Below are 19,478 nucleotides of genomic sequence, written 5' to 3' on the forward strand. Positions count from 1 at the left end.
CCCCTGATTTTTTATCAGAGGTTGTTATGATTAATCGAGCATTAAAAACGATTCGCCAGTTTCATGGTTTAACGCAAGCAGAATTGGCTTTAAAGCTGGATATGTCCAAGTCTTATCTTAGTGAAATTGAATCTGGAAAGAAATCTGTTGGGTATGATCTGCTTGAAAAATATTCAGAACTCTTCGATGTGCCTGTATCGTCATTGGTTTTTTTCTCTGAAAATCTTGAAAAGGCAGATACCATTCCAGAAAAATATAGAAGTGTCGTAGCTGATAAGATTTTAAATATCATGGAATGGGTTGTATTAAAAAATGAAGCAAAAACGGCGTAAGCCAAGAATCATCACAAAGAAAAAGTCCTACCCCATTCAAGATTCAGTTTTCTACAAGCTATCCAGCAAAAAACGTCTAGCCAATCTATTATCTTCCACTCCCCAAGAGCTTAAGTCTCTTGTAGGGAGTGATAATTATCACTGCTTTACTCAAACCAAAAACGGCAAGCATCGGCTTATCCAAGAGCCTTTACCCAAATTGGATAGAATTCACTCTAGAGTTGCTAGCTTGCTGTGCCGGATAGAGACCATTGATGGATTGCATTCAGGAAAAAAAGGCAAGTCAAATATTACTAATGCTCGTTCGCACCTCGGTCTGGGTAAGAGGGTAATTACAGCCGATATTAAAAGCTTTTTCCCTTCAACTACGCGGCAAAGTGTATTCGATTTCTTTTTTAACACTATGCAGTGTTCTCCTGATGTTGCAGATCTCTTATCTAAAATTCTGACCTATGATGACCACGTTCCTACGGGCAGCAGAATAAGTATGCCGCTCGCTTACTTCGCCAACAAGAAAATGTTTGACGAGATCGAGTCTACTGCAGATGAATGTGGCGCGAAAATGACAATCTATGTTGACGATTTAACTTTTTCTGGCGCGATGTTACAGAAGAGCTTTATTGGGCGACTTGAAGCAATAGCTAAAATATATGGCCATAAAATACACCCATCAAAGACTCGCTTTTACTGTGCCAATAAAGTCAAGCTGATTACAGGCGCAGCTGTTAAGGGAAATGAAATTACTCCAAGAAATAAGCACCTGAAACAGCTGCGAGGTGAGCTTTCAGAATGGCTGGAGAGTTCCGTAAAAGATAAAAAACTAACAAATCGTGTTTTAGGTAGAATGACGTTTATGGGTAGCATTGACCCACGTTATAAAGATAAAGCTAGGACATTTAGAAAAGATGCATTCAAATAATTGAAATATTCTGGATTAGCATGCACGAATATCAAATGCGTATAACAAGTCAAAGCACTCGGACATCGCTGCGCTCCGCTGGTGTTTGAGACGTTACATTTTCTTGACCACACCTGTTAACTGGCGCTATTCGTGATAGCTGTTCCACTTTGGGGGAGGGTAGTTCTCTAATTTTCCTGCGTCTTTTTCAGCTTTAGAAATAATTGCCTGTCTTACAAATTCATAAGGTAAGTCTGGGTTGTCTTCCATCATTTTACCGATTTTAGCCCAGTGCTCAATTTGCTTGGGCGTAGTACGGTGTAAGGCTTTGGCCATAATTGTAGCTTTTTCAATAAGTTCTTGGTCTAGTTTAATGCTGGCTGTACCCATGGGGCCACCTGTTTGTGCAAAATAAATCTAATTGTAGTAATGCACTACAAGTGAGGCAAGTTGCAACAAGCAGCTGCCTCGGACTCGTCAAAGTGTCATGCCTTTTGTTCCAAAAGTCACGCCACTTTAACTCACCGCTGAGCTAGGCGTTGGCTGTTATTGCGCCGCCGAATAGTGATACTATAGTGTCACTATTGGTCTGATTCAGGGTGAGTCCATGAAGGTTGAACTTGTTACGAACCTCAAGCGCCAAGCCACAAAGATTCTGGCAGATTTGCACTTGTCCAAAGAGCCGGTACTGATCACTGAGCACGGTCAGCCATCCGCATACCTTGTTGATGTGCAAGATTACGAGTTTATGCAGCGCCGACTTGAGCTGCTTGAGGGGCTCTCGCGGGGAGAGCGTGCGGTACTTGAGGGAAGAACGTACAGCCAAAGTGAGGCCAGGGAGAAAATGAGTAAATGGCTGAAGTAATCTGGACAGAGCCCGCCCTTCAAGAATTGGATGCCATTGCTGAGTACATCGCTCTGGATAATCATGCTGCAGCAAGTCATCTGGTCCAAAAAATTTTCGACAAGACCGAGCGTTTGGAGAATTATCCCCAATCCGGGCGGATTCCTCCCGAGCTACCTAATTCGGTATACAGGGAGTTAGTGGTTCAACCGTGTCGCATTTTCTATCGTGAGGATGGGAAGCGTGTTCTCATCCTCTATGTCATGCGAGAGGAGCGGCAGCTCCGGGCTTACATGCTTGGAAACAGCTAACCAGGCGCGTCACTCGAGTGCCTTTGTCTCCGCATCGCGACATCAAAGTCACCGGTGCGCTTCGGCGTTACATTTTCTTTACCGCACCGGTTAACTGGTGCTATTAATGACGGCTGTGCCACTTTGGAGTATGCATCATGCAAGTAAAGTTTTCAGAAGACGTTGTCCCTCTCTCAGACCTAAAGATTAACCCTGGAAAGGTGGTTAGCCGAGCTCAGAGTACACACCGCCCAATCTTGCTTACGAGCCGAGGTCGTGGAGTAGCTGTTGTTCAAGGGCTTGAGGAGTTTGAGAAAACTGCTGAGGAACTCCGATTCGTTAAAGCGGTGGCACAGGGTCTCATGGATGTTCGCGAGGGCAATACTGTTTCTCTAGCTGATGCGAAGAAAACCCTAGGCATTAACTAAATGGAACTGCGCGTCGCACAGTCTGCTCTTGAGGATTTGCAAGCTATTCAAGAACACTACATCGAAGAGAGCGTGCCGCATATCGGTGATGGGTATGTGACCGCCATTCTGGAGCAAGCTGAAATGCTGTGCGACACCCTGATGCTGGCCGGATTGTCCCCGAGTTTGGTTTGAACCATATTCGAGAGTTAATCCATTCGCCATTTCGAGTTGTCTACCTGAGACAAGAAACCGACGTTGTGCTCATTCGAGTTTGGAGAAGTGAGAGACAACTTGAGCTACCAGAGAGCTGATATAACAAGCGGCTGTTGTCGGACACGCCTACGCTGCGCCCCAAATGTAGTAGTTCAATAACCCCGGACACTTGATAAGGCGACTCTCACCTCCACAGCTTACCTCCAGTCCGCCGCTGATTGAATCGCGCTGGATTTGCTCTTAACCTTCTCTTAACCCCACCTTAACCTTGGCTGCTCTAGCATGGCCGACCAGATTCCCGCGGAGTATCTTTTATGCCTTTTCCGGCATTCCCGTTGCCCCTGATTCCACGAACAGCCCGGCTGCTACCTGTCATGTTACTGGCGGGGTGTGCCAGTTTGTCTGGCGAGCAGCAAGCGGTACAGCAAACCTTGATGGATGAACAGGCCAGCGTTCAGCAGTGGCAAGCCACTCCCGTGACTTCTGTGGCAGGGGAGGAAGCGGTCGAGTCCAACAGTCTGCTGGCGCTACTGCCAGATGAGCAGTTAACCCAACTGGTCAAACAAAGCCTGGCCGCCAATCCCGGATTGCAGCAAACCTGGCTGACGTTGCAGGTTTTGCGTAGCAGCCAGCTTGGTGTGGAAGCCAATCAGTTACCGGAAGCCGATCTGTCCTTGTCTGGCAGTCGTAGCGAAGACGATGGCAACAGCTTTACCACTGAGCTATCGGTCAGCTGGGAGCTGGATTTATGGGCCAGGCTTGCCGATAGCAGCTCGGCGGCGGCGGCGGATGTGGCCGAGCAGCTGGCGTTATACCAGTCGGCCCGAGACACACAGGTGGCGGAGGTGATGTCGTCCTGGTTGCAACTGATCCAGCTGAACAACGCCATTCAGGTGCAGGCGTTATTGCTGGATTCGCTGCGCAAAAATGAAGACGCCATTATCCAGCGTTATCGTCGGGGGGTGGGCGATCTGGATGACCTCGACAGTGCCCGTTCCTCATTGGCCAGTGCCGAGTCGACCCAGGCGGATAACTACTACCAGTTAGCGGCGGCCAAACGCAGTCTGCGCACCTTGCTGGGACGTGTAACGGATACCGCCGAGGATGACGCGGAAGTACCGATTCCGGCAGATTATCCTGCGGTGTTATTGCCACTGGTGGAGCTGCCGGAGCAGACGCTGGCGCGTCGGCCGGATTTGCAGGCTGCCTGGCAGGCGCTGCAAGCCGCCGATTTGCGTACCCAGGTTGCCTATAAGGATATGTTGCCTTCCCTGAGCATTTCTGCGGCTCTGTCGGATACCGCGACGTCGCCGTCCTCTTCTTTGTTGACAGATCCGGTCTGGAGTCTGCTGGGACAGCTTACCGCGCCTTTGTTTCGGGGTGGGGAGTTAAAAGCGGCGGCTCGTACCGCTGAATTGAATGCTGCGGTGGCGGCCCAGTCCTACCGTGAAACGCTACTGACAGCGGTCGTAGAGGTCGAGAATGCTCTCGATCAGGAGGCTACCCTGGCGCGGCAGCAAGAGGCGATTCAACGTGCGTTAGAGAGCGCCCGCACCAATGAAACACGTTACGTGCGGCGCTATCGCTCCGGCCTGGTGGATATGCTCGATCTGTTATCGGTACAACAGTCCCGTTACAGCCTGGAAGACACTCTGAATACATTGACTTATCAACGCTTGAGCAACCGCATTACGCTGGGTTTGGCACTGGGATTACCGGGTACCGTAACCCTGGAGAACCTCACCGCATCACCTGCCCAAGCGGTATCCGAATCCTTACCTGCATCTTCATCTGACTTATCTGCGGAGACCCTCTGATATGAGCGCTAACCCGTCCATTTCGACTCACACTGGCTGGCGCAAACTGATCTGGCTCGGCCTTGCTGTCGTCTTTTTAGCTGCTGTTGTGGCCTGGAACCAATACCAGATGGCGCAGCAAAATAGCCGCCCAATGCCCGGACAGGCTGCCGGGAAAGGGGGTGCTCCGGCAGCTGGCGGCCAGCAAGGCGGGGCGGGTGGTCGGCCTGCTGAAGAAGCCGTGGTGGCCGCGTCTGTTCGAGTGGTGGAGGTGACTGCCGCTGCGTATCAGGCGGAGTTATCGGGTTATGGATCTGCCGAGGCACATTTTCAGTTAAGCCTGACTGCCCGGGTCGCCGGTAATATTGAGCGTATAACGGATCTGTTCGACAGTGGCCGCCGGGTCGCTCAGGGGGCGGTGTTGGCGACTCTGGAAAACAGCAGCTATCAGGCTGAGGTGGCGGAAGCAGAACAGGACGTTGCCGATGCCCGGCTGGCGTTGCTGGAAGAGCAGCGCGAAGTCGAGCAGGCACTGGATGAATGGCAAGCTGCTGGCCTGTCTGGTGAACCGGACTCACCCTTGTTGCTGCGTGAGCCACAACTGGCCGCCGCGGAAGCTGCGTTAAAAAACGCCGAGGCGGCATTACGCTCAGCGCGCAAACAACTGTCCTGGACTCGAATCACAGCCCCGTTTGATGCCCTGGTTGTTGAGCGTCTGGTCAGCCCGGGAGAATACGTCAGTGCCGGTGGTGATATTGCGACCTTGTACAGTACCGACCGGGTTGAGGTGTCGGTGGCCTTGTCGGAACAGGAATGGGCCATGCTGCCTGGTATAGAGACGTTGCTGGATGGCCAATGGCCGGTAACGCTGACGTCGGTGGAGTCCGATGGGCAGTGGCAAGGAGTGGTGCTGCGGGCCGAGCAGCATATGGACGAAGAGACGCGTCAGCGCGCCTTGATTGTGGCAGTAGAAAAGCCTCTGGATCAACAACCGATGTTACAACCCGGATTGTTTGTGAAGGTCTCGCTACTGGGTAAATCGGTTGATCAGTTATGGAAATTACCGGCTTCGGCCTTGAGCCAGCGTGGCGAAATCTGGCTGGTGAATGACCGCGATCTGTTGGAAAAATACGTCGCGGATACCCTGTTCAGCGATGCCAACTTTATTTATACCTCTGTGCCGGAAGGGTTGAGTGGAACGCATAAGGTGGTGGTGCAACCCCTGTCGAGTTATGTCGAAAAAAGCCTGGTCAAGCCGGTTGTGTTGACGCTGGGCAAGACCGGAATTGTCGACGCCCAGACCGAGGAAACAACGTATGAGTAACCTCAGCAAGCCATCGTCAGGAGGGATTATCGGCTGGTTTGCCTGTAATCCGGTGGCGGCCAACTTGTTGCTGGGGTTGGTGATTATTCTCGGGGTGTTGCAGGTCACTGAGCTGCGCAAGGAGGCGTTCCCCAGTCTGGAACCGAATGAAGTCACTGTGTCCGTGAGCTACAGCAGTGGTTCGGCGGTACAGTCTGAGGAAGGGGTTGCGATCAAGATCGAAGAAGCACTGGAAGGCGTGATCGGTATCGATAGCGTTACCTCAACGTCCACCGGCAGCAGCGTCAGCGTGACCGTTGAGCGTAAATCCGATTACGACCTGGATACCCTGTTGCGGGATGTGCGTGCCGAGGTCGACAGTATTTCGACTTTTCCGGCCGATGCCAAAAATCCGGTGATTGCCAAGGCGCAGCGGGAAGAACATGCGCTCTGGCTGCAATTTTATGGGGATGTGGATCGCCACACCTTGCAGCAACTGGGTACCGAACTGAAATCCGATTTGTTGGCGCGTACTGAGATCAGCAGTGTGTCGAAGTCGGGTTGGCGTGATCCGCAAATGGTGATCGAAATCGATGAGGGGCGCTTGCAAGCCTATGGCTTGAGCTTGTCGGATGTGGAAGATGCGGTCAATTCCGGCTCGGCCACCAGCATGACCGCCGTATTAAAAAGCAAGAACCTGTATTTGCAATTACAAGCCTCGGAGCAGGCTTACGATGTTACCGATTTTGAGCAATTGCCGCTGATCAGCCTCGACAGTGGTCGTCAGCTGTTATTGGGCGATGTGGCTCGGGTACGGGATACCTATGATGAAGACACGGTGGTGTTATCGCGCTTTCAGGGGCAGAACAGTATTGCCTTGCAGGTGATTACGACGGGTCAGGATGATATTTCCGACTCGGTGATCGCCGCCCGTGCGGTGGTGGAAGAGTGGCAGCAAAGTGGCCGCATTCCAGACTCGGTGCAGTTGGAAACCTGGTATGACCGCAGTGAATCGATCAACAGCCGGTTGGCCTTGCTGGTCAAAAACGCCGTGACTGGTGTGTTGATGGTGTTTGTACTGCTGGCGCTGTTTTTGAACGTCAGTGTTGCCTTTTGGGTTGCCATGGGGCTGCCGTTTATTTTCTTCGGCACCATGTACTTTATGGGTGATGGCTGGGCCGGGATGTCGCTGAATTCGTTTACCACCTTCGGTTTTATCATGGCACTGGGGATCGTGGTCGATGATGCGGTGGTGGTGGGGGAAAGTGTCTATACCGAGCGAAGTCGGCACGGCGATACCATGAAAAATACCATCGCCGGTACCATGCGAGTGGCTATTCCGACCATGTTCGGGGTATTTACCACGGTGGCGGCATTTTATTCGTTATCCCATATCGAAGGTCGCCTGGGGCAGGTGTACAGCCAGTTTGCCGGCGTCGTCACCATCTGTCTGTTGCTGTCGCTGGTGGAGTCGAAGCTGATCTTGCCAGCGCATTTGGCGCATCTGAATACCCACAAACGGCCACGCCGTCATCTGTTGGCTCGCGCCTGGGGCCGGGTTCAGCACGGCTGTGACTCCGGGTTGCAGTGGTTTAGCGAGCGCCTGTATCGCCCATTGATTGATACCGCGCTGGCGCAGCGTTATGCCGTACTGGTGGTATTTGCGGCCTTGTTTGTGCTGGTGGTGGGGATGCCGTTTACCGGAGCGGTGCGGGTCAGCTTTTTCCCGGATGTGGAAGGCGATACCGTGCGGGCCTCGCTGTCGATGGAGCAGGATGCCAGCTACGGCCTGACCCACAGCCATTTGCTGACGCTGGAGCAGCAGGCTTATGAGATTGACCAGCGGCTGGGGGGCGGCGGGATTGCCAATCTGCAAGTGATGTCCAGTGCTGACCAGTCCGGCTCCCTGACGATTGAACTGGCTGCCGATGCGCCGTACCGGATCACCGAGTTTACTCGTCAATGGAAGGCCTTGGCCGGGATGCCGGAAGGGGTCAAAACCCTGCGTATCCAAAGCCGTCGCGAGTCGATATCCGCATTGCGGGTGGAATTGCGCGCCAGTGCCGATGATGTGCTGGAAGGGGCCGGTGTTGCGTTTCGTACCAGTCTGGCGGCGATTCCCGGTGTCAGTGGCGTCGAAGACAATCTGGACCCGACCCAGCCACAAGTCAGCCTGTCGCTGAATGCCCAGGGTGAGGCTCTGGGCCTGACCACCTCGATGCTGGCGCAGCAGATACTGCAGGCTTTCAGTGGCCAGGTGGTGCAACGTTACCAGCGTGGCAGTGATGAAATTGAAGTGACGGTACGTTATCCGTTGACGGATCGTCAGAATCCAGCCGATGTACTGAGTGCCCGGGTACGGACGGACGATGGCACCGTGGTACCGCTGGCGGCTGTGGCGACCATTAGCTATGGCTATTCCCGCGATACCATTACGCGTATTGATGGCAAGCGGGCGGTCTACCTGACCGCTGATGTCGACAAGGATATTCTGTCGGCGACGGAGCTGGTCAGCTTGCTGAAGCGTGATGTTGCCCCACAGCTGGAAAAACAGTATCCGGGGCTGGATATACATTTTGCCGGTGAGGCAGAAGAGCAGGCCACCACCCAGTCGAGCATGACGGCGCTGTTTATTGTGGCCATGCTGGTGATTTACATTTTGCTGGCCGTGCCGCTGCAGTCGTATTTTCAGCCGCTGATTATTATGGTGGCGATTCCATTTGGCATTATGGGAGCGATTCTGGGGCACTGGATGACCGGCCTGTCGCTCACCATTCAGTCGTTTTTTGGCATTATCGCCCTGAGTGGGGTCGTGGTGAATGACAGCCTGTTGCTGGTGTCCCGCTTTAATGAGCTGAAGCCGGATGCGGCGCATTTCAACAGCGCGATCAGTCTGGCCTGCCGGGATCGTTTGCGGGCGGTATTGCTCACCTCGGTGACGACCTTTGCGGGTCTGGCGCCGTTGTTAGGGGAAACCGACCGTCAGGCGCAGTTCTTGATTCCGGCGGCGGTGTCGTTGGGTTACGGTATTTTGTTTGCTACCGTGATTACGCTGATTCTGATTCCAGCCTTGTTGGCGGTGCAGCATGATGTGATTGATCTGCTGGCGGCCTTGCGGCAACGGCTCGGATGGCCGTCTGACGATAAGGATGCTGCCCCTACCACAGGAGACAAGCCGTGCTGAGCGTGTTACTGGTCGAGGATGATCTCGACCTGGCGGCCACTCTGGTTGATTACCTGTTGCTGGAAGATATCCAGTGCGATCACGCCAGCAATGGTGTGGCCGGGCTGACGCTGATGGCAGACAATGAGTATCGCGTGCTGCTGCTGGATCTGAACCTGCCCCGGCTGGATGGCATCAGTATTTGCCAGCGATTACGGCAGTTGGGCAACGATACGCCGATCCTAATGTTGACGGCCCGTGACCAGCTCACCGATAAGCGGGATGGCTTTCAGGCTGGCACCGACGACTATCTGGTCAAGCCGTTTGAAATGAGCGAGCTGGTGATGCGGGTAAAGGCATTGGCTCGCCGTCGTAGTGGCCAGGTGATGCGGCTGGATTGTGGTGATTTGGTGATGGATCTGAGCAGTCGTGTGGTGACACGGGGAGAACGCGAAATTCATCTGTCGCCCACTGGCTGGATCTTGCTGGAAACCCTGTTGCGGGCCTCTCCTGCGGTGGTCAGCCGGCGTCAACTGGCACAAGCGGTCTGGGGCGACGAAGCCCCGGACAGCAACAGTCTTAAAGTACATCTGTTTAATCTGCGCAAGTCTGTGGATGGTCAGGCCGACGTGAACCTGATGCATACCCTGGCGGGGCAGGGGATTGCGCTGCGCGTGCCGGATGTCAGTAACGAGCCATCGTCCTGATGCGTATCAGTCTGAAGTGGTTGTTGATTCTGGCCTTCCTGCTACTGGGGCTACTGCTGACGGTGGGTTATTCGATGCTCAGTGTGCAGTATATGATCCGCGGCATGGATGTGGTGATGGTGCAGGATATGGAACACACGCTAAAGAAACTGACCTCTGCTACCCATCCTCCTGATGCTGGCGAATACGCCGATTTTTATATTGCGCCGGACTGGGCACAACAGCCCGCGGTGATACAGCGGGTATTTGAACAGGCACCCAAGACGGCGGGTGTACTGTACAAGCGCCGTATTGCCGAACAGGGTGACGAGCACCCCAATATGCACTTTGTGATGCGTTATCGGCTGGGCCGGGAAAATGACGGGCGGGACTGGTACATCAGCCGAACCCTGGAACACTCCACCCGGTCGGAACTGGTCAGCACCCAGATTGACAGCAGCCGTCGGCGTCTGCATTGGATTCTGGGGTCAACCCTGGTGCTGATCGTGACGATCGCAGTGTTATTGTTCCGTTTTTTATCGCGTCCGGCAGGGCGTTTGCTGGACTGGACACGAGAGCTGGATGCCAGCGAGCTGGCACAACCGGTGCCGGATTTTGGTTATTCGGAGCTGAATGAACTGGCCAGCCTGATGCATGGCAGTTTGACCAGCGTGCAGCAGACGCTGAATCGCGAACAGGCGTTTTTACGCCATGCCAGCCATGAATTACGCACACCGATTGCCGTGGTGCGTAATAACACCGAGCTGTTGCGACGACTGACGGAACGCCACACGCCGCTGGACGACACGCGGGTGCTGGCCACGGTGGCGCGGCTGGAACGGGCGGGTATCACCATGGCCCAGTTGACCGAAACCCTGTTGTGGCTGAGCCGGGATGATATCGCCAGTTTGCCGGTGCGACAGATTGCGCCTAGCGACCTGTTGCTGCAACTGGTGGATGAGCTGACCTTTTTGCTGAACAACAAAACGATCGAACTGGTGGTGGAAACCGATACCGACTGGCAGACCCGTCTGCCGGAAACTCCGCTGCGGATTGTGCTGGGGAATATTATTCGCAATGCCTTCCAGCACACCTGGGAAGGCCGCGTGGAAATTTATCAGCAAGGCAGCCGGATTGTGGTGAATAACTACGACAGCACAATGCCGGGCGAAAATACCTTGCTCGCCAGCCAGAATGCCGCTGACAGCGGTCAATATGACCAGGGCTTCGGGCTGGGATTGCAGCTGACCCGGCAATTGACGAAGCGATTGAACTGGGACTATCACAACCATGCCGAAGCGGATGGTCATCGGGTTATTCTGGATATTGGCGCCGGCGATGGACCGTCACAGCCCAGCTGACCGGCCATGTGCCTGAGTGGCTAATTTGCGAGCAGGCCTCGACCGGGCCTGCTTCTCTGGCATAATCAGCCGATCATGTTAAAGGCTGGTACTTATGTCTCTACAACCCGATGCCATACTGATCCGACGTGCGGCCATGGCCTCCATTGCCACAGCGGTGATACTGCTGGTGGCCAAACTCGGTGCCTGGAGCGTCAGTGACTCGACCAGTGTGCTGTCGTCGCTGCTGGACTCCCTGATGGATATCGCCGCTTCTGTGGTGAATTTTTTTGCCATCCGTTATGCCCTGATGCCTGCGGATGATGAGCATCCCTTTGGTCACAGCAAGGCCGAAGGTCTGGCAGCACTGGTGCAGTCGGCCTTTATTCTGGGGTCGGTGGTCGCGTTATTGCTGCACGTCACCGATCGTCTGCTGGACCCTCAGCCGCTCAAGGCGTTGGGTGAAAGCATCGGCGTGATGTTGTTTTCGACCGCACTGACCACGGCGCTGGTGCTGTATCAACGCTGGGTCGTCCGCAAGACCGGCTCGCTCGCAGTAAAAGCGGATTCCGCTCATTATTACGGCGATATTCTCACCAGTCTGGCGGTCGTGGTTGCGCTGCTTGGGGCCTGGTTTGGCCAGTATTGGCTCGACCCGGTGATTGCGCTGGTGATTGCGCTGGTACTGGTGCGCAGTGTGTATGAAATCATCCAGGAGGCGCTGGTGGTGCTGATGGATCAGGCCATGCCAGAAGCAGAAGAGACGGAGTTGCATCAGTTGATCAAGGGCGTTGATGGCGTGCGTGGTTTTCATGATATGAAAACCCGTCAGGCCGGTGCCGTGCAGTTTATCCAATTTCATCTGGATATGGATGGCGACCAGACACTGAACCGTGCCCATGCCATTGGTGATCAGGTCGAGGCGGCGATTCTGGCGCGTTTCCCCCGTGCCGAGGTGCTTATTCATCATGACCCGGTCTGACCGGGCCAGCTGGGCCGGGAGTATTACCATTGCCGCTCTCAGCCTGCAGCTTGTACCGGCGCAGGCACTTACAACGGAACCTTATCTCCACGCTGGCCAGGAAACCTTGCAGGTGGAAGAAACGGATACCGTCGAGCCCTCTTATGAGTCAGAAACCCTGATTTCAGGGGAGATGGTGGAGCGCTCACGGGAATGGCTGGCCAACCATCTGGACAATTTGTCGGGCGGTCTGGACAGCTTTTTTGTTGATACCTTTTTCAGTGAAGATATTTTTGACGATGACGTCAAGGGCAGCCGGGCCAAACTGTCGCTTTATACTCGCCGGGAGCTGGGCGATCCGGTGGATTACAAATTTGGTATCAGTGTCAATCTGGAGCTGCCACACATCAGTGAACGGCTGAACCTGTTGCTGGAATCGGAAGAAGAAGAAGCGCGGGAAGCGGACCCGCTGGAAAGTATCGAAAACAATAATTATTCGGCCGCCTTGCGGTTTATTCTGCAGGAGAGCGAGCGCTGGAAAACCAATATTGATGCCGGTATCCGCTGGGGATTACCCCCGGACCCGTTTGTCCGTCTCCGGGCCAGGCGTTACAGCTACTTTGCTGAATGGGAAATGAAAGCGACCCAGAACTTTTCGTATTTTGCCAGCGAAGGCTGGGGCGAATACACCAGCGTACAGATGAACTACCCACTCAATATCGAAAAATTGTTTCGGGTGAATGCCAAAGCCAGTTATTTGCTTAACGATGATTACTTCAAGCTGTCTTACAGTGGTGGCTTGTATCACGAACTCAGCCAGCGTGCCGCGCTGGGTTACGTTGCCGGTGCCAGTGGTGATACAGAAGCCAGCGCCAGTTTCTATAATTACAGCGTCAGTGTCCGGTATCGCCGCCAGATTTATCAGGACTGGGTCTTTGCCGAACTGGCTCCGGAACTGGTGTGGGAGCGGGACAAGGATTACGAAACCACGCCGGTGATCATGTTCCGGATCGAGAGCGTGATTTCCAAATAACGCAGCCAGTAATCAAAAATCCCACTGATAGCCCGAAGACAGGTCGATGCGAGGCGTATCGTCGAGGTAATACCCTCTATTCTGCAGTTCATCAATCCGGTCATCAGCGGCGCTGCTGGTGATATACAACAAGTCTATGCCCCAGCCCTGATAACCGGCGCGGGTACCCCAGCCGATACCCAGCGTCAGGCCATTAAAGGATTCATAATCGCTTTTGCAGTAGTAGCCATTGCAGGTACTGATCTCCAGCACCGTATTGGTACCGTAGAGCACAGTCAGACGCCAGTCACGATGATTCGAAAAAGCCGTGGAAGGATAGACGCGTGCCCCGACTTCCCATCCTGCTCCATCCTGGTTAAGACCCAGAGCCGCCAATGTATCGATATGGTCGTGGAGCTGATAGGAGAGATTTGTTCCCAGACTGCCTCCGTATGGGGTTCCCAACCCGAGACCGAAGGACAGGTCATCGGCGAGCACGGCAGGAGTCGCAGTCAGAGCCGCGATGGCGATCAGTAGAGTTGGAGAAGAAACAGGTGTCACAATTCAGATCCTTGAAAAGACGGAATGGCGGAATCCATAGTCTGTTGTAAGGCCCAAAGAAAAACAACTGGCTGTCGCTGTCGGTGGTGTCGCTGGTGTGGCGGGAGTAGAGGAGCTGCCATGGCAACCATGGCTGTGCTCCTCTTGCTACGACGGCTTACTTGTCGAAGAAGCCATCAAACAGGGGCGAGGTCAGATAACGCTCACCGGAGTCAGGCAGGATTACCACAATTTTCTTGTCTTTAAACGCGTCTTCAGCGGCCAGGCGCAAGGCCGCGACCATGGCGGCACCACAGGAAATACCGGCCAGAATCCCTTCTCCCGACATCAGTTTGTGGGCCATGGCCATGGCTTCGTCATTATCGACGGCTTCAACCCGGTCGAGGATATCCAGGTCCAGATTGCCTGGAATAAAGTTGGCGCCAATTCCCTGGATTTTATGTGGGCCAGGGGTCAGGTCTTCCCCTTTCAGCTTCTGGGCAATAATGGCAGAAGCCGAAGGTTCCACCGCTACCGAGGTAATGGCTTTCTGGCTTTTGAGGTAGCGGGAGATACCGGAAATGGTACCGCCAGTACCAACACCCGCCACCACAACATCCACTTCACCATCAGTGTCACGCCAGATTTCCGGGCCGGTGGTTTGTTCATGAATCGCCGGGTTGGCCGGGTTATTGAACTGTTGCAGCATGATGCGGTTTTCTGGTGCTTCGGCCAGCAGTTCGGCAGCCTTGTCGACGGCACCTTGCATCCCTTTTGGACCTTCGGTCAGTACCAGATTGGCACCCAGTGCCATCATGACTTTACGACGTTCCATGCTCATGGTTTCCGGCATGGTCAGCGTGACCTTGTAGCCCCGGGCAGCACCGACATAAGCCAGTGCAATCCCGGTATTACCACTGGTTGGCTCAACGATTTCCATACCGGGTTTCAGAGTGCCGTCTTTTTCGGCTTGCCAGATCATGTTGGCACCAATACGACATTTGACGGACTGGGCCGGGTTGCGGCTTTCCAGTTTGGCGTATACGTGCGGGTGATCGGTCAGGGTACGAATACGTACCAACGGGGTGTTACCGATCGATTGACTGACATCTTCAAACACATTCATTGCATAAGCTCCTTGTTCATTCAGTAGCGGTGACCGCAGCATAGGTGCCGATGGGTTTGTCTGGCAATGGCTGTTCGCGGTTTTGACGCGCAGTTCGGCTACCGTGCCGTGACCAGGTCTGTCCGTCAGACATGGGAAACGTTCATTTTACCGGTCTTTCCGGTGATGGCCTGGGTAATGGTGTGGGTGATTAGTCAGAGGCGTTTGGTGGGCGATGAGACAGGTATTCCAGCGTGTCATCCTTGTCGAGCCACAATTCATGTACCCATTGCTGAAAGCGGTTACGGAAGTCGATGTCGTTCTGGTAGTCACCGCTGGACAGTCCGGCCGGGATGGGGATCTGGCGGATAATGACCTGGCAGCGTCGCATCTTGCCACTGAGAAATGACCAGAATGTGGGTACGCCATCAGGATAATGAATGGTGACATCAATCAGAGAATGGAAATTGTCTCCCATAATATTCATGGCAAACGCCATGCCGCCAGCGCGAGGTTGCAGTAGGTGGCGGTAGGGTGAGCGTTGTTGTTGCTGTTTGTCCGGGCAAAAACGGGTGCCTTCAAGAAAATTCATCACGCTGGTGGGAAGGTGCTGGAATTTTTCGCAGGAGCGGCGGGTGGTTTCGAGGTCCTGACCGCGTTTTTCTGGATGGCGGGCCAGGTAAGCCTTGCTGTAGCGTTTCATGAATGGAAAATCGAGGGCCCACCAGACGACTCCCATAATCGGTACCCAGATCAGCTCTTGCTTGAGAAAAAACTTGAGCAGCGGAATACGGCCGTTCAAACAATGTTGTAGCACCAGGATATCTACCCAGCTCTGGTGATTGCTGACAACAAAATACCAGCCATCAGAATCGAGCTGTGATGGCCGTTCTATGTGCCAGTCCATTGCCTGGGTCAGTTTCATCCAAAGGGAGTTGCCAGAAATCCAGCGGTTGGCACAGCCATCGATCAGGGGGCTGATCACGGATCGCAGTGCCGGAATGGGCAGCAGCAATTTCAGCAGGGCCAGGACGATCAATAAGGGTGCCCAAAACAGGGTATTGATGATCAGCAACAGGCTGGCAGCCAGTCCGGTCAGAAGTGCGGTCATATGATATGAGCTTTTTTCGCTATCGTTATGGAAAGTCGGAATTCAATATCGAGCTGCATAAAACCCTACCGGTTTGTGTGGGTCAAGCCGGGAAAGTGGCTTCCGGTGCCGGTAACAACCCATTGCCAGTCAATGAGTCAGGTTATTCAGGATAAGTTTGAGAAGGGTCTCAGCACTTTGGCGTGAATTGTCCGATTGTCTACTGAAATCGAATTTCAGGCCATAGAGAAAGTCACGTCCTTGAGGGGATTTTTGAATCACCTCTGCGGTTACTTGCTGCAAGCTGTGGTGGCGGTTGCCCAGCGAGATCAGCAGGTGTTGTCCGATGCGAAGTTTCAGGGGCGACAGAATCGATACGCCTCCCAGGGTGATTTCCAGTGCCATGGCATGATGGGGGGCTTGCCATTGACCCAGCCAGCTACGCTGATACAGCTCCAGCTTGAGTGGAGCTGCATCATAGCGTTGACTGAAATGACGTTCAGTCACACTCACATCAGTCTTCCTGTGTGTTGGCCTTGAGGTCGGTCTGGACATCCGGGTCGAGCTGATCAATCTTGTTAAAGCTGATCATGCTGCGGATTTCCTTGATGTACTCGTGGCCGCGTTCGGAATAGCCTTCCAGACCACCGGCCAGATTGATGCCGGTTGGATAACCCTGGGTCGCCATTTCGGTATTACGCAAATCGCGCAATTTCTGATAGGTCGGATGGCTGTTCAGGTTGCGGATATAGCTTTCGACGGATTCCAGCGGATCATCAAATTTGGCCACTTCATGACCAGCGCCATCATTACGCTGGCTCGGCACAATGCCGCAGCCTTTGGAGAAACACCATTGGCCAAAAAAGTTATTACCCTGACGAGCAAAACGAGAGGTGCCCCAGGCGCTCTCATTGGCCCCTTGTGCCAGTACCAGTGACGGTGGAATAACCTGGACGCGTTTTAGCAGGCTGGCTTTCTGGTCGCTGGTCGACAGTGTGTCGTCGACCCGGTATTTCTCAACCAGAGCGCTGATAGCCGGGCTTGCAGCGCTGTTACCATCCCATTGTTTGATGATGTCACGTTCTTTGAGGACGTTGGCATTGGCGTGCTTGACCAGCTTCAGCATGTAGCCAAAAAAGGCTTCTTTTTTCTGTTTGACGTCGGTGTAGCTGGCAAAGTCAGGCAAGGTAACCGTGCCGGTATGTTCTGGCTCAGCCGGTGACTGAACGGCCTTGACGGTTTGCGGAGCGACTTCGACCGTTGGCATTTCGGATTCTGGCGCCGCTTCGGATGCCGCTGACTCGGGCTGTGCTTCCGGTGTTGGTGCCGGTTCTTGTGGCTGTGTTTGTTCTTGTGCTTGCTCTTGCGGCTGTACTGGCTCTGGTGCAGCCGGCTCAGCGGGTTGGTCACAGCCCGTCAGTACCAGTGCCACCGTGGTGGCCAGTACACTCAGTGGCAGTAAAGGCAGAGAGGTCCGTGAAGTCGTTGGTCGCGACATGTGTTGCTCCTTGGTCACAATGATTGGTTTGCAGTGTATATGAGGATGGGGTTTGACCTCAAAAAATAACCGATGGATCAGGCTTTCTGATTCGGCACAGTAACGGTAGTGCTCATTTCTGCTATTTTTATGTCGCAGTGTGTCTGGTTTGTCCTTTATGGTGACTCATTGTCAGTATTGATTCACAGCCCCCGGTGTCTCTGAATATGAATAAATCCCTGACTGTTTTGATCGCCTCTGCCAGCCCGTCTGATCAGACCCTGCTGGCGTCTGTATTGCCCGCTACCAGTGATGTGATGTCTTTGAACTCACTGGCGCAGCTGGAAGCGTGTTTGCTGCAATTTGGGCGTTACCCCTCGTTGTTGATTCTGGCGATGGATCTGCCGGGACTGGACTTCGCTGCTTTTATGGCACAGCGGGCCGAAGACCCCTTGTACCGGTATATGGAAGTGGTCGCGGTAGGCGCAGCGAGTGTTGATCAGGAAATTATGGCGCTGGATGCTGGTGCTGCACTTTATCTCAAGCAACCGTTACAGGTACCGCTGGTAGCCGCCCGGCTGGGCGTACTGGAGCGACAGTATCAGCGTATACGGCAGCTGAAAGCCCTGTCCATGACTGATGGGTTAACCGGAATTGCCAATCGGCGGCGGTTTGATGAGTTTTTGCTGGCGGAGTGGCGTCGGGCGCAACGACAGCAAAGTAATCTGGCGGTGATGATGGTGGATGTGGATGCCTTCAAGGCGTTTAACGATCGATACGGCCATGTACAAGGGGATGAGGCCTTGCGTCAGGTGGCCAGGGCACTGGACGACAGCGTCAATCGTTCCCACGACCTGGTTGCCCGTTACGGTGGTGAAGAATTTTCTATTGTACTGCCGTTGATCGAGCCGGAAGGGGTCGCGATTGTTGCGCAGCGAATGCTGGCATCGGTGGCTGCCTTACGGCTGGAGAATAAAGGATCACCCGCAGGGCCATGGCTCAGTATCAGTATTGGCAGTGGCTGGTTTCAACCCATGATGAGTGATCCGGTTACCATGGCCATTGAGGTCGCTGACAAGGCTTTGTACCAGGCCAAAAACACTGGTCGTGCCCGCCATCAGGCAGCTGCGTTACCCCGCTAGTCTGCCGCTTGATGACGAGCCGCGATCAGCTCTGACCGTCGGTTTTGGTGAAGTGGCGCAGGTAACGTTGGTTGATGTTGTCGCGGCTCAGCAAAATCAGGGCATCGGCGACATTAAAGTCTTTATCCAGACAGGGTTCGCCACAAACCTTGACACCAATACGCAAATACGCCTTTAACAGCGGTGGCACCAGCCTGGCACCATCCATCTCAACGTCGATGCTGGGCATATGGACGCGGGGTTCGGCGCGGGCATCGGCTGCCGAGAAATGCTTGTCTCGCAGGTAATTTATGATGGCGATGGCACGTGCATAACCGTCGTTAAGCGAGATACTGGCACAGCCCATCAGGTAATCAATCTGGTGAGCCGACATAAACTGGGCAATCCCTGACCATAACAAGCCAATCACCGCACCGCTGCGAAAATCAGGATCAACACAGGTACGGCCAATTTCCATATAACGGTAACCGGGTTTGACGATGTTGCTGAGGTCAAATTCGGTGGCGGAGTAGAACCCGCCCGCCTGCTCTGCCAACTCGTTGGTGAGGATACGACTGTAACCCACCACCCGGTCGTTATTGACATCTTTCACAATCAGGTGCAGGCAAATATCGTCGAAATGGTCACGGTCGATACCCGCTTCACCACTATCGATATTGGCTCCCATTCCTTCGGCAAACACTCGGTAGCGCAGCGCCAGTGCCTGACGGATTTCAGCGGGGTCCTGGGTAACTCGGGCCACGAGGGGGGAGTCGCTGCTGATGGCTATCTGGGAGGCAGTGGCTTGCTGCATAGTGACACCTGATGGTTGAGTTAATCCGGCCAAATTTACGGCTTGGGTATGACATTTGGGTGACATATCCGACATTCGTTCCA

The 19,478-nt window shown here is 54.0% G+C and carries 22 protein-coding genes; 15 read left to right on the forward strand and 7 right to left on the reverse strand.

Annotation, left to right across the window (positions count from 1 at the left end; translation table 11 throughout):
* The first annotated feature begins 26 nt into the window (after positions 1-26).
* Entirely contained in the window at positions 27-332 is a 306-nt protein-coding gene (locus tag Q8W32_RS11995) for a helix-turn-helix domain-containing protein (protein ID WP_305415098.1), read from the forward strand.
* The gene (locus Q8W32_RS12000) at positions 313-1,251 is read left to right on the forward strand and encodes a reverse transcriptase family protein (RefSeq protein WP_305415099.1); all 939 of its coding nucleotides are present in this window, start codon (positions 313-315) and stop codon (positions 1,249-1,251) included. Before Q8W32_RS11995 ends, Q8W32_RS12000 begins: the two co-directional genes overlap by 20 nt.
* Positions 1,252-1,377: 126 nt before the next feature.
* On the opposite strand, the gene Q8W32_RS12005 is transcribed toward Q8W32_RS12000, so the two are convergent.
* The gene (locus Q8W32_RS12005) at positions 1,378-1,620 is read right to left on the reverse strand and encodes a hypothetical protein (RefSeq protein WP_305415100.1); all 243 of its coding nucleotides are present in this window, start codon (positions 1,618-1,620) and stop codon (positions 1,378-1,380) included.
* 217 nt (positions 1,621-1,837) lie between these two features.
* Between Q8W32_RS12005 and Q8W32_RS12010 the strand changes: the two genes are divergently transcribed.
* From Q8W32_RS12010 to Q8W32_RS12065, 12 genes are all read left to right on the forward strand, one after another.
* Entirely contained in the window at positions 1,838-2,095 is a 258-nt protein-coding gene (locus Q8W32_RS12010) for a type II toxin-antitoxin system Phd/YefM family antitoxin (protein WP_022990189.1), read from the forward strand.
* Positions 2,083-2,385, forward strand: coding sequence for a type II toxin-antitoxin system RelE/ParE family toxin (locus Q8W32_RS12015; RefSeq protein ID WP_305415103.1), 303 nt, complete (start codon positions 2,083-2,085; stop codon positions 2,383-2,385). Before Q8W32_RS12010 ends, Q8W32_RS12015 begins: the two co-directional genes overlap by 13 nt.
* Positions 2,386-2,522: 137 nt before the next feature.
* Positions 2,523-2,792: a type II toxin-antitoxin system Phd/YefM family antitoxin gene (locus Q8W32_RS12020; protein WP_305415104.1), complete on the forward strand. Its 270-nt coding sequence runs from the start codon at positions 2,523-2,525 to the stop codon at positions 2,790-2,792.
* Positions 2,793-2,966, forward strand: a complete 174-nt coding sequence (locus Q8W32_RS12025) for a type II toxin-antitoxin system RelE/ParE family toxin (protein ID WP_305415140.1) — start codon at positions 2,793-2,795, stop codon at positions 2,964-2,966.
* Positions 2,921-3,085, forward strand: a complete 165-nt coding sequence (locus Q8W32_RS12030) for a type II toxin-antitoxin system RelE/ParE family toxin (RefSeq protein ID WP_305415105.1) — start codon at positions 2,921-2,923, stop codon at positions 3,083-3,085. The genes Q8W32_RS12025 and Q8W32_RS12030 overlap by 46 nt, the downstream gene beginning before the upstream one ends.
* A gap of 216 nt (positions 3,086-3,301) precedes the next feature.
* A complete protein-coding gene (locus tag Q8W32_RS12035; RefSeq protein WP_305415106.1) occupies positions 3,302-4,804 on the forward strand; it encodes a TolC family protein in 1,503 nt (500 codons plus the stop codon).
* 1 nt (position 4,805) lies between these two features.
* Positions 4,806-6,107: an efflux RND transporter periplasmic adaptor subunit gene (locus Q8W32_RS12040; protein ID WP_305415108.1), complete on the forward strand. Its 1,302-nt coding sequence runs from the start codon at positions 4,806-4,808 to the stop codon at positions 6,105-6,107.
* Positions 6,100-9,270 (forward strand): efflux RND transporter permease subunit, encoded by a 3,171-nt coding sequence (locus Q8W32_RS12045; RefSeq protein WP_305415109.1) that lies wholly within the window; start codon positions 6,100-6,102, stop codon positions 9,268-9,270. The genes Q8W32_RS12040 and Q8W32_RS12045 overlap by 8 nt, the downstream gene beginning before the upstream one ends.
* Positions 9,264-9,956 (forward strand): response regulator transcription factor, encoded by a 693-nt coding sequence (locus tag Q8W32_RS12050; RefSeq protein ID WP_303433304.1) that lies wholly within the window; start codon positions 9,264-9,266, stop codon positions 9,954-9,956. The genes Q8W32_RS12045 and Q8W32_RS12050 overlap by 7 nt, the downstream gene beginning before the upstream one ends.
* The gene (locus Q8W32_RS12055; RefSeq protein WP_305415110.1) at positions 9,956-11,296 is read left to right on the forward strand and encodes a HAMP domain-containing sensor histidine kinase; all 1,341 of its coding nucleotides are present in this window, start codon (positions 9,956-9,958) and stop codon (positions 11,294-11,296) included. The genes Q8W32_RS12050 and Q8W32_RS12055 overlap by 1 nt, the downstream gene beginning before the upstream one ends.
* Before the next feature lie 94 nt (positions 11,297-11,390).
* Complete coding sequence (locus Q8W32_RS12060) at positions 11,391-12,257, forward strand: cation diffusion facilitator family transporter (protein WP_303433306.1); 867 nt, start codon at positions 11,391-11,393, stop codon at positions 12,255-12,257.
* Positions 12,244-13,269, forward strand: a complete 1,026-nt coding sequence (locus tag Q8W32_RS12065) for a hypothetical protein (protein ID WP_305415112.1) — start codon at positions 12,244-12,246, stop codon at positions 13,267-13,269. Before Q8W32_RS12060 ends, Q8W32_RS12065 begins: the two co-directional genes overlap by 14 nt.
* A 12-nt stretch (positions 13,270-13,281) precedes the next feature.
* Here the strand turns inward: Q8W32_RS12065 and Q8W32_RS12070 are convergent, their stop codons facing one another.
* The 5 genes from Q8W32_RS12070 to Q8W32_RS12090 form a co-directional block, all read right to left on the reverse strand.
* On the reverse strand, positions 13,282-13,809 hold the full coding sequence (locus Q8W32_RS12070) for a hypothetical protein (RefSeq protein WP_305415113.1): 528 nt from the start codon (positions 13,807-13,809) through the stop codon (positions 13,282-13,284).
* Positions 13,810-13,966: 157 nt separating this feature from the next.
* Positions 13,967-14,914 carry a cysteine synthase A gene (gene cysK / locus Q8W32_RS12075; RefSeq protein ID WP_303433309.1) on the reverse strand — a complete coding sequence of 316 codons (948 nt, stop codon included), beginning with the start codon at positions 14,912-14,914 and terminating at the stop codon, positions 13,967-13,969.
* 190 nt (positions 14,915-15,104) lie between these two features.
* Positions 15,105-16,004: an acyltransferase gene (locus Q8W32_RS12080; protein ID WP_303433310.1), complete on the reverse strand. Its 900-nt coding sequence runs from the start codon at positions 16,002-16,004 to the stop codon at positions 15,105-15,107.
* Between the two features lie 129 nt (positions 16,005-16,133).
* Positions 16,134-16,496, reverse strand: coding sequence for a PilZ domain-containing protein (locus tag Q8W32_RS12085; RefSeq protein WP_303433311.1), 363 nt, complete (start codon positions 16,494-16,496; stop codon positions 16,134-16,136).
* Between the two features lies 1 nt (position 16,497).
* Entirely contained in the window at positions 16,498-17,481 is a 984-nt protein-coding gene (locus Q8W32_RS12090) for a glucosaminidase domain-containing protein (RefSeq protein WP_305415114.1), read from the reverse strand.
* Between the two features lie 206 nt (positions 17,482-17,687).
* Here Q8W32_RS12090 and Q8W32_RS12095 point away from each other — a divergent pair, with 206 nt between their 5' ends.
* Positions 17,688-18,602: a diguanylate cyclase gene (locus Q8W32_RS12095; RefSeq protein ID WP_305415115.1), complete on the forward strand. Its 915-nt coding sequence runs from the start codon at positions 17,688-17,690 to the stop codon at positions 18,600-18,602.
* A 25-nt stretch (positions 18,603-18,627) separates the two neighbouring features.
* Here Q8W32_RS12095 and Q8W32_RS12100 read toward each other — a convergent pair whose 3' ends face one another.
* Positions 18,628-19,395, reverse strand: coding sequence for a GNAT family N-acetyltransferase (locus tag Q8W32_RS12100; RefSeq protein WP_305415116.1), 768 nt, complete (start codon positions 19,393-19,395; stop codon positions 18,628-18,630).
* Positions 19,396-19,478 lie beyond the last annotated feature (83 nt).

It is taken from the genome of Oceanobacter sp. 3_MG-2023 (genome assembly GCF_030688925.1).
Lineage (GTDB): Bacteria > Pseudomonadota > Gammaproteobacteria > Pseudomonadales > Oceanobacteraceae > Oceanobacter.